General features: G+C 45.9%; 16 protein-coding genes. 8 read left to right on the top strand and 8 right to left on the bottom strand.

The genetic code is table 11. The annotated features are described in order from the left end of the window. Window positions 1-53: 53 nt before the first annotated feature. The 4 genes from accC to ACNA7P_RS01310 all read right to left on the bottom strand — a co-directional run bounded on the left by accC (window position 54) and on the right by ACNA7P_RS01310 (window position 4,320). Window positions 54-1,397 (bottom strand): acetyl-CoA carboxylase biotin carboxylase subunit, encoded by a 1,344-nt coding sequence (gene accC, locus ACNA7P_RS01325; protein WP_416256799.1) that lies wholly within the window; start codon window positions 1,395-1,397, stop codon window positions 54-56. A gap of 22 nt (window positions 1,398-1,419) precedes the next feature. Beyond that, window positions 1,420-1,884: an acetyl-CoA carboxylase biotin carboxyl carrier protein gene (gene accB / locus ACNA7P_RS01320; protein WP_416256798.1), complete on the bottom strand. Its 465-nt coding sequence runs from the start codon at window positions 1,882-1,884 to the stop codon at window positions 1,420-1,422. Window positions 1,885-1,918: 34 nt separating this feature from the next. Continuing rightward, entirely contained in the window at window positions 1,919-2,398 is a 480-nt protein-coding gene (gene aroQ / locus ACNA7P_RS01315) for a type II 3-dehydroquinate dehydratase (RefSeq protein WP_416256797.1), read from the bottom strand. A gap of 152 nt (window positions 2,399-2,550) precedes the next feature. After that, entirely contained in the window at window positions 2,551-4,320 is a 1,770-nt protein-coding gene (locus ACNA7P_RS01310) for a protein-disulfide reductase DsbD (RefSeq protein ID WP_416256796.1), read from the bottom strand. Between the two features lie 275 nt (window positions 4,321-4,595). Between ACNA7P_RS01310 and ACNA7P_RS01305 the strand changes: the two genes are divergently transcribed. The 4 genes from ACNA7P_RS01305 (at window position 4,596) to ACNA7P_RS01290 (ending at window position 8,039) form a co-directional block, all read left to right on the top strand. Continuing rightward, entirely contained in the window at window positions 4,596-5,126 is a 531-nt protein-coding gene (locus tag ACNA7P_RS01305; RefSeq protein WP_416256795.1) for an FxsA family protein, read from the top strand. 130 nt (window positions 5,127-5,256) lie between these two features. Further along, window positions 5,257-5,547: a co-chaperone GroES gene (locus tag ACNA7P_RS01300; protein WP_416256794.1), complete on the top strand. Its 291-nt coding sequence runs from the start codon at window positions 5,257-5,259 to the stop codon at window positions 5,545-5,547. A gap of 111 nt (window positions 5,548-5,658) precedes the next feature. Next, window positions 5,659-7,290: a chaperonin GroEL gene (groL, locus tag ACNA7P_RS01295; RefSeq protein WP_416256793.1), complete on the top strand. Its 1,632-nt coding sequence runs from the start codon at window positions 5,659-5,661 to the stop codon at window positions 7,288-7,290. A 191-nt stretch (window positions 7,291-7,481) separates the two neighbouring features. Next, entirely contained in the window at window positions 7,482-8,039 is a 558-nt protein-coding gene (locus ACNA7P_RS01290; RefSeq protein WP_416256792.1) for a DUF3016 domain-containing protein, read from the top strand. Window positions 8,040-8,116: 77 nt separating this feature from the next. Here ACNA7P_RS01290 and epmB read toward each other — a convergent pair whose 3' ends face one another. After that, window positions 8,117-9,115 (bottom strand): EF-P beta-lysylation protein EpmB, encoded by a 999-nt coding sequence (gene epmB, locus ACNA7P_RS01285; protein ID WP_416256791.1) that lies wholly within the window; start codon window positions 9,113-9,115, stop codon window positions 8,117-8,119. Window positions 9,116-9,222: 107 nt separating this feature from the next. Here epmB and efp point away from each other — a divergent pair, with 107 nt between their 5' ends. The 3 genes from efp (at window position 9,223) to ACNA7P_RS01270 (ending at window position 11,273) form a co-directional block, all read left to right on the top strand. After that, entirely contained in the window at window positions 9,223-9,789 is a 567-nt protein-coding gene (efp, locus tag ACNA7P_RS01280) for an elongation factor P (RefSeq protein ID WP_416256790.1), read from the top strand. A 7-nt stretch (window positions 9,790-9,796) separates the two neighbouring features. After that, entirely contained in the window at window positions 9,797-10,774 is a 978-nt protein-coding gene (epmA, locus tag ACNA7P_RS01275) for an elongation factor P--(R)-beta-lysine ligase (protein ID WP_416256789.1), read from the top strand. A 70-nt stretch (window positions 10,775-10,844) separates the two neighbouring features. Then, on the top strand, window positions 10,845-11,273 hold the full coding sequence (locus ACNA7P_RS01270) for a MerC domain-containing protein (protein WP_416256788.1): 429 nt from the start codon (window positions 10,845-10,847) through the stop codon (window positions 11,271-11,273). Between the two features lie 10 nt (window positions 11,274-11,283). On the opposite strand, the gene trmA is transcribed toward ACNA7P_RS01270, so the two are convergent. Next, the gene (gene trmA, locus ACNA7P_RS01265) at window positions 11,284-12,390 is read right to left on the bottom strand and encodes a tRNA (uridine(54)-C5)-methyltransferase TrmA (protein WP_416256882.1); all 1,107 of its coding nucleotides are present in this window, start codon (window positions 12,388-12,390) and stop codon (window positions 11,284-11,286) included. Window positions 12,391-12,685: 295 nt separating this feature from the next. Here trmA and ACNA7P_RS01260 point away from each other — a divergent pair, with 295 nt between their 5' ends. After that, complete coding sequence (locus ACNA7P_RS01260; protein ID WP_416256787.1) at window positions 12,686-14,512, top strand: S8 family serine peptidase; 1,827 nt, start codon at window positions 12,686-12,688, stop codon at window positions 14,510-14,512. Window positions 14,513-14,599: 87 nt separating this feature from the next. On the opposite strand, the gene ACNA7P_RS01255 is transcribed toward ACNA7P_RS01260, so the two are convergent. Together ACNA7P_RS01255 and ACNA7P_RS01250 are read right to left on the bottom strand one after the other, a co-directional pair. Continuing rightward, window positions 14,600-15,091, bottom strand: a complete 492-nt coding sequence (locus ACNA7P_RS01255) for an RNA recognition motif domain-containing protein (RefSeq protein WP_416256786.1) — start codon at window positions 15,089-15,091, stop codon at window positions 14,600-14,602. Window positions 15,092-15,317: 226 nt separating this feature from the next. Further along, window positions 15,318-15,514, bottom strand: a 197-nt coding sequence (locus ACNA7P_RS01250; protein ID WP_416256785.1) for a hypothetical protein, incomplete at its 5' end; no start/stop codon positions are given.

Here is a 15,514-nt window from a genome sequence, read left to right as displayed (position 1 = left end):
GCTCAGGGGTTACCTGAGCTTTTTATTATACCGGAAAGTTTATCACAGCAGGCTTAACTCATGCCTAGCTTTTTCTCTAGATAATGAATATTCGTGCCGCCGTTTTGGAAGTTTTCATCGGCCATAATGTCTTTTTGTAGTGGCGTATTGGTTTTAATGCCTTCAACAATAAGCTCACTTAAAGCGTTGCGCATGCGCGCAATAGCTACATCACGATTTTCACCATAGGTGATCAACTTACCAATCATCGAATCATAGTTTGGTGGTACGCGGTATTCGGTATAAATATGCGAATCCCAACGCACGCCCATTCCGCCCGGTGGGTGGAAACGTGTAATTAAGCCAGGTGATGGCAAGAAGCTTTTGGGGTCTTCGGCATTGATACGGCACTCAATGGCATGCCCACGCACTATAACATCTTCTTGGCTAATCGAGAGCGGCCGGCCTGCGGCAATGCGCAACTGCTCTTTCACTAAATCAATTCCAGTAACCATTTCGCTTACCGGATGCTCTACTTGAATACGAGTGTTCATTTCAATGAAATAGAACTCGCCATTCTCATATAAGAACTCAAATGTACCGGCGCCGCGATAACCAATTTCAACACAGGCTCGGGCACAACGTTCACCAATGCTTTTGCGCATTTCAGGGGTAATGCCCGGTGCTGGCGCTTCTTCAACTACCTTCTGATGGCGCCGTTGCATGGAACAATCACGCTCGCCAAGGTGAATTGCATTACCTTGGCCATCTGCCAACACCTGAATTTCGATGTGGCGTGGGTTTTCCAGGAACTTCTCCATGTAAACCACTGGGTTACCAAATGCAGCGCGTGCTTCAGTTTGAGTTGCTTGAATTGATTTCAACAGATCTTTTTCTTCGCGAACAACCCGCATACCGCGGCCACCGCCACCGCCAGATGCTTTGATGATTACTGGATAACCAATACGCTTGGCTATCTTTTTATTCTTCTCATCATCGTCATCTAGTGGCCCGCCTGAACCCGGTACACACGGAACACCGGCTTGCTTCATCGCTTCAATAGCTGCCACTTTATCGCCCATGATGCGAATTACATCAGGAGTTGGGCCAACGAAGATGAAGCCAGAGTTTTCCACTTGTTCAGCGAAATCTGCGTTTTCAGCTAGAAAACCGTAGCCAGGGTGAATGGCCGCAGCATCAGTAACTTCCGCAGCGCTTATAATGCGTGGGATGTTCAAGTAACTTTCTGTTGCAGAAGCAGGGCCAATACAAATTGATTCATCTGCAAGCAACACGTGTTTTAAATTTTTATCTACCGTAGAGTGAACCGCTACGGTTTTGATGCCTAACTCTTTACAGGCACGCAAAATGCGTAGGGCGATTTCACCACGGTTTGCAATTACAACTTTATCCAGCATAACGATTGCCTTTTTAGGTGGTTTATTCGATTACGAATAGCGGCTGATCGAACTCAACCGGAGCTTCGTTATCCACCAAAATTTGTTTCACAACACCAGCTACTTCAGCTTCGATGTGGTTCATCATTTTCATTGCTTCAACGATACATAAGGTATCGCCAACATTTACGCGTTGGCCAACCGCTACGAATGCTTTTGAACCCGGAGCTGGAGATTCATAGAATGTACCAACCATTGGTGAGCGCACGATGTTGCCAGAAATTTCTTCTTTGGCTGGAGCGCTCTCCGCTGCTGGAGCTGCAGCCGGTGTTGCTTGTGCTGGAGCGCCGTATGCTTGTGGCGCTGAAGCATAATGCATCATTTGCGGCTGTGGAGCAGTAGAATGGCGGCTAATGCGAACTGATTCTTCACCTTCGGTGATTTCCAGTTCCGCAATTCCTGATTCTTCTAATAGCTCGATTAACTTCTTAATTTTGCGAATATCCATTGTATACGTAACCTTTATAGAGAGTTGTAATGGTTTATTTGTTGTTGCCTAACCACGTTACTGCTGCAGTTAGTGCGAATTCATAACCTTTGGCGCCAAGGCCGCAAATTACGCCGTGGGCGCAATCAGAAAAATAAGAGTGGCGGCGAAACGGTTCGCGCGCATGCACATTTGATAAATGTACTTCAATAAATGGAATGGCAACCCCAAGCAGTGCATCACGTAATGCCACACTGGTGTGGGTAAACGCCGCCGGATTAATAATGATGAAATCAACTTCATTGCGCGCCTGATGCACAATGTTGATCAGTTCGTGCTCAGCATTGCTTTGCTCGCAGCGCACCTGGCAACGAAGAGCTTTGCCTAGCTGCTTTAAGTTCGATTCAATATCTGCAAGCGTAGTGGCGCCATAGAGCTCGGGTTCACGTGTGCCGAGCAAATTTAGATTGGGGCCGTTTATTACTAACACGGTTGCATCTGATATTTGGGTAGTATTTGCGCTTTTTTTGGTCATTGTGCTGCTATCTGCTGCGAAATTGAAAGAAACGCCATCATATACAAAATGACCCGAAACTTTTAGCTTAGTTCGGGTCATTATAAGGTTAATTTCTATTTTCGCAGCAAAATACTGGTCTTATCAGCGAAATTCGCCGCAACTACTCACACTTATTGCTGTTGTTGGAGTTGCTCTAAGCGCTGCTTAAACTGCTCTGCATTCATGAACCCAGTAACTCGCCAAGCACTCATTTCTTCGCCTTGCAGATTGAAGAAGAGGATGGTGGGTAAACCCAGCACTCGATATTCGCTGAGGAGTTCGGTGTTGGTAGCATTTACTTGTGTTACATCGGCTTGTAACACTGCAAAGTTGGCGAGGCTAGCTTGCACATCGGCATCGCTAAATGTGTAACGTTCCAGCTCTAAGCACGCGGTACACCAATCGGCATACAGATCGAGCATTACCCACTGGCCTTCCGCTGAGGCTTGGCTTACGTGTTGTTGCAGTTCTGTTAAATTTTGCACGTGGGTGAATTGCAGCTTGTTGGCTTCAAAGCTGCCATCCACATATGGTTTCTGCCAATTTACGCCAATGCCTGCGCCAATAATAAGAATCAACGCAGCGATGGTGCGGCCACGAATGCCGAGCTGTTGATAGAGCTCGCGGTAGATAATAATAGCGCTGCCAATAAAGAAAAGAATCCAGAGCCACGCCGCGGCCTTTAACGGCAGTAGGCGCTCAGCCAAGAATAGGGCTACGGCGAGCATCAAAATACCGAACATAATTTTTACGGTATTCATCCACGGGCCAGTTTTTGGCAATAGCTTACCGCCCGAAGTGCCGATAATAATAAGCGGGATACCCATACCCATGCTCAGCGCATACAGCACTACGCCACCTACCAATACATCGCCTGATTGGGCAATGAATAACAGCGCCCCAGATAACGGTGCGGTAGTGCAAGGCGAGGCGATCATGCCGGAAATAACACCCATGCCAAATACGCTTGGGTAGGCGCCACCTTTCTGGCTTTGGCTAATTTCAGTGAGCTTGTTCCGCCAGCTAGCTGGTAAATCAAAGCCGATAGTGCCAAACATCGCGAGCGCGAAAATAACAAACAATGCTGCAAGTACGCCGAGCAATACTGGGTGCTGTAAATAGGCTTGGTACTGCATGCCGGCAAGTGCCACAAGAATACCAAGTAGCGTGTAAGTAATGGCCATGCCTTGTACATACACAAACGAGAGCATGAAGCCCCTACGTAGGGTAAATGGCGTTTTTTGGCCCATGCGTTGGCCAATAATAATACCCGAGATAATCGGATACATCGGAAACACGCAAGGAGTAAACGCGAGGCCTAGGCCCAAGAGTAAGAATATTCCTGCAGTAAGCGCGAGGCGGTCTGGTTGTAGCCACTGAAATACGCCGCTAGGAGCAGGCTCCGCAGAGAAATCTTGCAGCTGGTAACTACCTGCCTCTGCCTCACCTGATGTAGCTTGTAGGGCAATTTCTGCAGTAGTAGGTGCGTAGCACAAACCAGCATCGGCACAGCCTTGATAACGTAAGGTAAGAATATCGCCAACATTAGCTGCTGCTAAATCCACTACTAGGGTTACTTCATTGCGGTAAATGTTTACATCGCCAAAGAACTCATCGTTATAAGGCTTGGCTTCAGGAAGAGTTACATCGGCTACTAAGCTTTCAGGAGTGAGCCCAAAACGATGCTGGTAAAGGTAATAGCCTTCGGTAATCTGGAAATTAATAAATAGTGTATCACCATGCTGCTCATAGCTCAGGGGAAAGGCTTCTTGAACGGGTAAGAACTCGCCGCTGTTGTTACTAAAAAATGATTGCTGGGCGCTAGCGCTACTTACCGCTGCGGCAAGCAGAATAATGCCAAGAAAGAGTGTTTTCGCCCAACTATTGATTAATGCCAACATAAATTACCAATACCGCTTATCGTTTGCATGCAATTGCATAGATGTTTGTGGGGCTCCGATATTAGCGTTTTCTAATGCTGATGTCGAAACCAAGAATGTAAATTACTGATGTTTAACCGATGCTTGCAGCCAACTCAAATAGGCGGGCAAGCCACTGCTAATCAGTAATGCACTCACTAAGATATTCTGATAGCGAATGCTGTAATTCAAAATATGCCCTTGAAATTAACTGCATCATGCCCCATTAAGAGTTTATAACCAAGACAGGACAGATTATGTTTCCAGTACTTTTTTTACTCTTTGTTGGTATGCCACTGCTTGAAATTTTAGTGCTCATTCAGGTGGGCTCGGTAATCGGTGGCTTGAATACCATTTTGGTGTTAGTTGTTACCGCAGTGATTGGCGCGGCGTTAGTGCGCGGCCAAGGTATGCAAGCCTACCAAAAAGCACAACAACGGATGGCGATGGGCGAAATGCCTGGTATTCAGCTTGCAGAGGGCATTCTTATTTTCGTAGCAGGCTTAATGTTTGTTACTCCAGGCTTAATAACAGATGCATTTGCTGTGTTGCTGTTGATTCCGCCAGTGCGCCAAGCGCTGGCAAAGAAAATGATGGCGCGTATGCAAGTGCAAATGAGCGGTGGCGCAAGTTTTACCTCATTTGGTTTTCGCAGTGGTGGGCAAAGTTCGCCGTTTCAACAACGTCCGGGAGCAGGCCCAGATAATGGCCGCACTTTCGATGGTGAATACTCGGAGAAAGAGGAAGAGCGCCGCAGGTTAGAACGAGAAAACAGCGATCGTAATTAAATAGAGAAATTTTTTTTCGTGTGGGGGCTTGGAAAGATTCAACCTGCCCCCATTTGTAGGGCATAACATTCTTTAACACCGGCCACTTGGCCTTTCGTTAATTATCAACATTGATATGGGAGTATCACGAATGAAACTTCGTCCATTGCATGATCGTGTGATTGTGAAACGTGCAGAAGCAGAGAGCAAATCACCCGGCGGTATCGTATTAACCGGTTCCGCGGCTGAAAAATCAACGCGCGGAGAAATAGTAGCGGTGGGTAACGGCCGTATTCTTGAGAACGGTGATGTGAAAGCGCTTGACGTAAAAGTTGGTGATGTTGTGTTGTTCAGTGAAGGGTATGGCGTGAAAGCCGAGAAAATTGACGGCGAAGAGTACCTAATTATGAGCGAAGCAGACATTTTAGCGATCGTTGAGTAATCACGTGTTGCTTAGGTGTGGTTATGTGCAGCGCACGTAATCGCAACGCACAACTCATAATGCATACATTGAAATCGAGAAATTTTAACGAATTCAGAAAGGAACAAAATCATGGCAGCTAAAGAAGTTAAGTTTGGTAACTCAGCACGTCAAAAAATGCTGAAAGGCGTAAATGTATTAGCAGATGCAGTAAAAGTAACGTTGGGCCCGAAAGGCCGCAACGTAGTTTTAGACAAATCATATGGTTCACCGATCATCACCAAAGATGGTGTAACTGTAGCCAAAGAAATCGAGCTAGAAGATAAGTTCGAGAATATGGGCGCGCAGATGGTGAAAGAAGTAGCATCAAAAGCGAACGATGAAGCGGGTGATGGTACTACTACAGCAACTGTTTTAGCTCAATCGATTGTTACCGAAGGGCTAAAAGCCGTTGCCGCTGGTATGAACCCAATGGATTTGAAGCGCGGTATTGATAAGGCAGTAATTGCAGCTGTTGAAGAGCTGAAGAAGATTTCTCAGCCGTGCTCAGATAACAAAGCGATTGCACAAGTAGGTACGATTTCTGCGAACTCCGATGCAACTATCGGTGAAATCATTGCGAAAGCGATGGATAAAGTGGGCAAAGAAGGCGTAATCACTGTTGAAGAGGGCCAAGGCTTGCAAGATGAGCTGGATGTGGTTGAAGGTATGCAGTTCGATCGTGGTTACCTATCTCCTTACTTTATCAACAATCAAGAAGCTGGCACCGTTGAGTTAGATAGCCCGCTAATTTTGTTGGTAGATAAGAAAATCAGCAACATTCGTGAATTGTTGCCAGTGCTTGAAGCTACTGCAAAATCAGGTAAGCCATTGTTGATGATCGCCGAAGATGTTGAAGGCGAAGCATTAGCAACACTAGTAGTAAATAACATGCGCGGCATCGTGAAAGTAGCAGCTGTGAAAGCTCCAGGCTTCGGTGATCGCCGCAAAGCGATGTTACAAGATATCGCTGCATTAACTGGCGGTACGGTAATTTCTGAAGAAATCGGCATGGAGCTTGAGAAAGCTACTGTTGATCAACTAGGTAGCGCGAAACGTGTAGTGATTAATAAAGATAACACTACTATTGTTGATGGCGCTGGCGACCAAGCAACGATTGAAGGCCGCGTAACGCAAATTCGTCAACAAATCGAAGAAACTTCTTCTGATTACGATAAAGAAAAGCTACAAGAGCGTTTGGCTAAGTTAGCTGGCGGTGTAGCAGTAATTAAAGTTGGTGCCGCTACTGAAGTGGAAATGAAAGAGAAGAAAGATCGTGTTGAAGATGCGTTGCACGCAACTCGCGCAGCCGTAGAAGAAGGTGTAGTACCTGGTGGTGGTGTTGCATTGGTTCGCGCAGCAAGCAAGTTAGCTGATTTACGCGGTATCAACGAAGAACAGAACGTAGGTATTAAAATTGCCCTACGGGCAATGGAAGCGCCACTACGCCAAATCGCAATGAACGCTGGCGCTGAAGGCTCTGTAGTAGCCAACAACGTGAAAAACGGTGAAGGCAACTACGGCTACAACGCCGGTAACGATACTTACGGCGATATGCTAGAGATGGGTATTCTAGACCCAACCAAAGTAACGCGTTCTGCATTACAGTTCGCTTCTTCAATTGCTGGCTTAATGATAACCACCGAAGCCATGATTGCAGAATTGCCGAAAGATGAAGCACCAGCAATGCCTGGCGGCGATATGGGCATGGGCGGCATGATGTAAATTTGAGCTTTAAAGTTCAAAGTGAAAAAAGGTGATGTTTCGGCATCACCTTTTTTTTATGCCAGAAAATGCATAGAAAAATTTAGTTTTGCTTTTGATTTATTTACCATTTCTTAAGGTTTATATGCTTGAGGTTTGTACTAATCTAGCCTATATCTATAGGGTGTTAGTTAGCCACATCAGGAGGGCTTATGTTGCATAATACATTTCTAAACATGAAGCATAGCGTAGCAAAAATTGTTTTACGTCCGCTTCATATAGCGCTCGTTGCTGGCTTGTTATTGCCACTACAAGCATTGGCGGCAGAGGTTGAAGTTACTTGGCATGAACCAAGTAGCTATCGCGATATTCAAGCTGCAGGAAGCAATCAATCTAACTTTGAACAGCGGGTAATGGAGGCTTTCGATGCGAAGTTTGCAGAGTTAGCGGCCAAACTGCCAGCTGATCAGCGCTTACATATTACTGTAACCAATGTTGATTTGGCCGGAACAGTGGTAATGCGCGATGTTGGCGGCACAATGCAAGAATATCGCTATGTTCGCCACATGGATTTCCCGTATATGGAGCTTAGCTACACGCTTTACGATGCAGATGGCAGCGTGTTGCAGCAAGGCGAAGATAAGATTAAAGGTAGAGAAGTACCAGGCCAAGGGTTGCAAACTTCGCAACGTCGCCGCGGTACTAATATGCTTGAGTATGAAAGCGTAATGCTGGATAGTTGGTTTAAAGAAACCTTTGAGCAAAGTTAAACGATAGAGAGTACAAACCAGAGGGGCAGATGCTTGGCATTGGCCCCTTTTTTATTGCGGTGTTCTTTACATCCATTTTAGAGCGGCGTTTTACTTGCTTCCCCACCAATTTCTCTAACTAACTTAGGTACCAAGAATCCAGGCAATACTTTTAGTAATTCTGCATGCAGATGTTTGGCTTGGCGATCGGTAATCGCAAAATGAGCCGCGCCGCTCACTTTATCTAATTGGTGCAGGTAGTAGGGTAACACGCCGGCCGCAAATAACGCTTCGCTAAGCTCTGTAAGCGCTGCTACGGAATCATTTACACCGGCTAAGAGTACGCTTTGGTTTAACACTGTAATACCCTTCTGGCGCCATGCCTCGAGCTTCTTTTGCAATGTAGCGGTGATTTCATTGGCATGGTTTGCATGCAATACCAAAATAATCTGTAAACCGGTATTGGCCAAGCCTTCAGCAAGCTCGGCAGTAAGCCGATCGGGAATTACTATCGGTAGCCGGGAGTGAATTCGCAGGCGTTTGATTTGTGGAAGCGCTGTTAAACGTTTGGCGGCCTTCATTACTTGGGCATCGTTCGCCATTAGCGGATCGCCGCCACTCAAAATCACTTCGTTCACTTCTGGGTGTTGCAGCAGGTATGCTTCAATATGCTGCCACTTTTCTTGGCTTAAATGATGATTCTCATAGGGGAAATGGCGGCGAAAGCAATACCGGCAATTAATTGCACAGCCGCCGCGAAAGATTAATAGTACCCGTGAGCCATACTTATGTAGCAGCCCTGCAGCAGCGGCTGCTTCATTCTCAATCAGTGGATCCGTGCTATAGCCGGGCACTTCCGCAAACTCATCTGCTTTCGGCATTACTTGTAAGAGCAGCGGATCGTTACTGTTACCAACTTCCATTAAGCTGGCGAAATAGCGTGGAACCCGCATAGGGAATAGGCTACGGGCGCTTTCGTGGGTACGAACCCAAGGTTCTGGAAGCTGTAGTAATTGGCCTAGTTCGGCAGGAGAACTGATGGCTTCCGCAATTTGCCGTTGCCAGTTCGCTTGTATTTGTATTTCCACGCTATTCATTAACCGCTAATTTATCGAATGTTCGTTTATTATTTTACCTGAAATCTTACTGGTATTGGTTTATTATTAGGCCGTTTTGTACATGCTTGAGATAAAATGAGGGGCATATGGCCAATTTCAGCACAAATGAATTTAAAGCCGGTTTGAAAATCATGCAAGATGGTGAACCGTGCGTAATTTTAGAAAACGAAATGGTGAAGCCTGGTAAAGGCCAAGCATTTAGCCGCGTGCGCATTCGCAAACTGCTTTCCGGTAAAGTGGTGGAAAAAACCTTTAAATCGGGTGATAGCGTTGAAGGTGCCGATGTAGTGGATGTAGAACTAGCTTACTTATACAGTGATGGCGAGTTCTGGCACTTTATGAACAACGAAACATTCGAGCAGATCGCTGCAGATGAAGCCGCGGTTGCCGATAACTTGAAATGGTTGGTTGAGCAAGACGTATGTACCATTACTCTATGGAACGGCAAGCCAATCAACGTAGCTCCACCAAACTTTGTGGAGCTAGAAATCACTGAAACCGACCCTGGTTTGAAAGGTGATACAGCTGGCACCGGTGGCAAACCTGCCACATTAAGCACTGGCGCAGTTGTTCGTGTGCCGCTGTTTGTGCAAACTGGTGAAGTAATTAAAGTAGATACTCGTTCTGGCGAATATGTTTCGCGAGTAAAGTAAGCTATTTATGCCGAGTAAAGATTGGCAGCCTTGTGCCAGTTGGCAGGCAATGCAAGAGCGCGCGGATATGCAACGTTGTATTCGCGCGTTTTTTGCTTCTCGTGGGGTACTAGAAGTAGAAACCCCATTACTGGCTAGAGCCGGGGTTACCGATGTGCACTTGCACAACGCCACCACTCGCCTGCAAGGGCCAGGTATGCCCACGCCCACCGATTTCTATCTGCAAACATCTCCTGAATACGCCATGAAGCGCATGCTGGCGGCTGGCAGTGGTGCTATTTTTCAGCTTTGCAAAGTAGTGCGGGATGATGAAATTAGCCGTAGGCATAATCCTGAATTTACCTTGTTGGAGTGGTATCGCCCGGGTTTCGATGATCTGCAATTAATGGCAGAACTAGATGAATTAATGCAGGTATTGTTGCAAGCCATGCCGGCCCAAACGATTACCTATCAAGATGCTTTTTTGCAGTGTATTGGTGTAGATCCATTGGCTTCAAACAGTAAACCTGCGGTGTTAGATGCGCTGAATACTGCAGGTTTTGGTGATGCGGTAAGCATAGATGATCACCTAGATACGCTATTACAGTTAGCAATGAGCATGCTAGTAGAGCCCAAATTGGGCCAAGAAAGGCCATGCTTTGTGAGCCATTTTCCAGCTAGCCAAGCTGCATTAGCTCGCATTGATAAAGATGATGCTCGCGTTTCGCGGCGTTTTGAGTTGTTTTATCAAGGCTTAGAGCTTGCCAATGGTTTTTGGGAGCTTACTGATGCTCAGCAGCAACGCGCGCGCTTTGTCGCAGATAACGCAAAACGAGTTGCATCAGGGTTATCACAACAGCCCATTGATGAAGCCTTTTTGGCTGCGTTAGAGCATGGTTTGCCTGATTGTAGCGGTGTTGCGGTAGGGGTAGATCGCTTACTCATGTTGAAATTAGGAACCCGCGATATTGCTGATGTTCTGGCCTTTCCAGTGCAGCGAGCTTGAAATGTTATACTATTACAGTGTAGAATATAAATGATAGTATTTTCCCATCTTCCGAACACGGAGTTCCTTAATGCACCATAAACCACTCGATAAAGCTGGAATCATTGTCGCCGTTCTATGCGCGCTGCATTGTTTGCTGGTGCCTGTGGTATTGCCAACGTTGGCGTTAATGGGGCTATCATTTTTAGGGTATGAACTGTTTGAGCGCATCATTCTTGGTTTAAGTTTGTTCATTGGTGGGATTGCCGTAGTGATGGGCATGCGCCATCATCAGAGCTGGTTTCCGCTGCTATTTTTAATTCTTGGTGGTGTGTTGTATTTTAACAAAGACACGTTAGGGCATGGCATGGAGCCACTAATGATTGTTGCAGGTGCCGCTTTAATTGTTGTAGCGCATATCCTGAATTTATACCTTTGCCGAATTCGCCATCACAAGCCATGCGAAGATGTTGAAGAATTACTTAATGAAGATGGGGCGCTCGACGAGCCAACCCGCTAACGCCCACCTGTTATTTTCTACTTAAATACACACCTGCTTCAATGTGATGAGTAAACGGAAACTGATCAAACAAAGCTGCCGCTTCCACATTGTGTGTGGTTTGCAACGCAACTAAGTTTTCCGCAAGGGTTTCTGGGTTGCAGCTGATATAAATAATATGCTCAAACTCACCTACCATTGCCAGCGTGTCTGCGTCTAAACCAGCGCGTGGCGGATCTACTAGTACCGTTTTAAAATCATAATCACTTAAACGCATATCCTGCAGCCTGCTTGGTAGCGTTTCACCGCGCATAGCTGCTGCACATTCCTCTGCAGGTAATCGTTCAATTCGTGCATTAGTAATGTTATTTAGAGCGATATTTGTTTGTGCTGAGGTAACTGAGCTGCGGCTGATTTCAGTGCCCAAAACATTACGGAAGTGTTTAGCGAGCGGCAAACTAAAGTTGCCATTGCCACAATACAGTTCCAGTAAATCATGCTGGGTGTCACCAGCAACAGCGCATGCCCATTCAATCATATTTGTATTTACGCTAGCGTTTGGCTGCGTGAAGCTATTCTCGATGTGTTCAAAATAGTAATCTTGGCCATTTACGGTAAGGCATTCAGTTACCCGATCGCGGTGCACCAGAACCTTTTGCTTCCGGGCTCTACCAATAAAATCAACTTTGCCGTAAGCGGAGAAATCTTGCTGCATTTGCTCGATAGCGGTTTGCCAATCATCATCGAGTGCTTTGTGATACAGCATCGAGATAAGCGCTTCGCCTGTGGTGCTGGTAAGAAAATCTACTTGGAAAAGCTTGCGGCGCAAAATCTCTTTATCGCGCACGTAATCGAGCACTAACGGCATCAACTGGTTAATTCGTAGGTTTGCCGCTGGTAACTGATCTACCCGATACTTTTCCCGTGTTTCCGGGTTGAACATAACGTAAAAAAGGTCATCGCCTTCGTGCCATACACGGAACTCAGCTCGCATTCGGTAATGCTGCGGCGGGGATGGAAACACACTTACTTTAGGGCTGGAAAACGGTGCTAATAAAGTATTCAAACGGTGTTCTTTTTCTTGCAGCTGCTCGTTGTAAAGGGCTGCAAGCGTTGGCTCCTGGCTAGGGTTTCCCATCATTCATTCCTAATACTACATAAATTTTGAACATCCACGGATGCTTGTCGCAAGGCCATATTTTAGCGTAAACGCACAAGCAATGCTGCGTTGATTTTGTGTTGTGCAAAGATGTTAAGAAACCCCTTTTAAAACTATTACTTTCGTAGAAGAGGGGGAAACCCCTATTTCATAAAATGTAACGATTTGTTAACAATAGAGCCTGAGCGAAAATAATGATAACAGCTCATTGTTGGCATGGAATGCAGTGCAGTTGCGATACGGATAATATTAACAACAAAAAGGTTCCTAACTAATGACAAGTAAAACAAGATTTAAAAAGAGTGTACTAGTAGCAGCTATTGCTTCCGTGTTTACATCGCCAATGCTGCTCGCAGATGTTTCTGCGAATGAAGAGCAACGCGTTATTGTTGCATTCCAGCCAGGCGCCAAAGCCGCTGTTGCCCAAGCCGTTGAGCGTGCCGGTGGCCGTAAAGAAGTGGATTTGGCGAATGACAATGCATTTGCTATCACCGTTCCTGCCCAAGCTATCCGTGGTTTAGAGAGAAATCCGAACGTTTTATACATTGAAGAAGATGTAAAACGAGAGCTATTCAGCAGCGAATTTGAACCAGGCCAACCATATGGAATTGGCATGGTGCAAGCAGATCAGTTAAGTGCAGCACTAGCGGGTAACCGCAAGGTTTGTGTAATCGATTCAGGTTATGATTTAGGCCACCCGGATCTACAAACATCAGGCGTAGATGGCGTTTTTGATAGTGGCACAGGTAACTGGTTTACCGATGAAAACGGCCATGGTACTCATGTAACAGGTACGATAGCCGCACTCGCTAATGGCGTTGGTGTAGTGGGCGTAATTCCTAATGGCCAATTAAATATTCATGTTGTTAAAGTGTTTGGTGTTGATCGTTGGGCCTACTCTTCAAACCTAATTGCAGCAGCTGATCAGTGTGCAAATTACGGCTCAAACGTAATTAATATGAGCCTCGGTGGCACTTTCTCAAGTACTACTGAACGAAATGCATTTCAACGTTTAAATGACGATGGCGTATTAAGCATCGCGGCAGCAGGTAATAGCGGTAACACGCAACTTTCGTATCCAGCATCTTATCCTGCGGTGTTATCTGTAGCTGCAGTAGATCGTGATGGTAACCATGCTTCATTCTCACAGCGCAATAGTGCAGTTGAAATCGCTGCGCCAGGTGTGGATGTTATGTCTACTGTGCCGCGCGGTACCGGATCGTTAGCACTATTCTCTGCTGGAGGGTCTACTTTTAGTGGTTTAGGTATGGATGGTTCGCCAAATGGTGAAGCTTCTGGAGACCTCGTAAATTGTGGTTTAGGTACATCTACGTGCCAAGGCGCCCAAGGTAATGTGTGTTTAATCGAGCGTGGCCAAATTAGCTTTGCCGATAAAGTACTTGCTTGCCAAAACGGTGGTGGTGTCGGCGCTGTTATCTATAATAACGAAGCCGGCCCACTAAGCGGCACCTTAGGTGGCGTAACAGTAAGTATTCCTGCCTTAGGAATTAGCCAAGCTGATGGTCAAGCTGCTTTAGGTAGCATTGGTTCATCTGCATCAGTAAGCGTTGGCGCAAGTGATTGGGCAGCCTTTAACGGTACCTCAATGGCATCGCCACATGTAGCTGGTGTAGCGGCGTTGGTATGGAGCTACTTCACGGAATGTTCGAATGACGAGATTCGTGCAGCATTGAATGCTACCGCGGAAGATCGTGGCGCATCAGGTCGGGATAACCTATATGGTTACGGCATCGTAAAAGCAAAAGATGCTTACGATTACCTAACAGCGAATGGCTGTGCTGGGGGCGATACTGGAGGCGGTGATGGTGGTGATACTGGCGGCGGTGATGACGGCGACACGAGCATCACGGTAAGCGGCACTACATATAAAGTACAAGGCCGTGTGCGTACCGATCTAACTTGGTCTGGTGCGGATTCATCAAGTGTAACTATCTTCCGTAACGGTTCTTCAGTAGCTACCGTTTCGAATACAGGTTCTTATACTGATGCTACGAACATTCGTGGTGGCGGTACATTAACTTACAAAGTATGTGAAGCTGGAACACAAACGTGTTCAGACGAGATTACTGTTTCTTACTAACCCCAACCGGTAAGATTGAGTGATGTAAAAGAGGCCAGCAAATGCTGGCCTCTTTTTTGGTGCGTACTAACAAACTAAAAGAATATACTACTCATCATCTTGTTCTGCATGAGCAGTGCGTACTTTAAGGGTGCGCCCCTCAAAATCACGATCATTTAATTTCGCTAGCGCTAAATCAGCACCAGTTGCGTCCATTTCTACAAAACCATAGCCCTTTTTTCTACCTGTACGTCGATCTTTTACTAATCGAACATCGGTAACATCGCCATAACGACCAAAGAGGGCGATAACATCTTCCTCAGATACCTTAAAGGGTAAGTTGCCAACGTATAACGTTCGGCCATCCACACCTTTCTTAGTTTTATGAGTAGGTTGCTGTGTTGCCGCGGTTTTAGATTTCCGCTGCGCAAGATAGAAATTGATGTATGGCGTTACAACACCGCCGAGAAAGGTACCAAGAGCAATGAGTGATACAATTGTGGTATCAGCTGAATCCACGAACAGTTGCGCGATAATGGTAAAAACAGCAGCTACTATTGCGGCAACAACAATGTGAAGGCCAGAGGATGCACGAGTCATGAGATTTCCTTGATTAACTAATAAATAGGTGATTAAAAATGTATAAAGAAGTAGAGCACATACAACAAAAAAGAACGTCTACTGTATATTAGCTTAGCATAAATATAATTTTTGCTCAGTTTTGTTCAATAACTGTGCAAACGAATAGAATTACCTAAAAGAGGTGTTGACGAAACTTCAAAAACCCCTAAAATGCGCACCTCGTCTTCGGGCGGATGGCAAAACCCTAAAAGTACACGTTATCTATTAAGGTTTTGGCCGTTTTGTAGTTAGCCAGCATGTAGAAATAGAAAAACTTTTCGAAAGCGGTTGACAGCAAAAATGAGGCGTGTAGAATGCGCACCTCGCTACGAGCTCCACTGAGCCGAGCAACGTTCTTTAACAATATATCAAGCCAAGTAATCTGTGTGGGCACTTGCGCAA

This window comes from Aliidiomarina sp., from assembly GCF_047920995.1.
Lineage (GTDB): Bacteria > Pseudomonadota > Gammaproteobacteria > Enterobacterales > Alteromonadaceae > Aliidiomarina.
The sequence above is the reverse complement of the archived record's forward strand: the minus strand, read 5'-3'. Positions and strand labels throughout refer to the sequence as shown.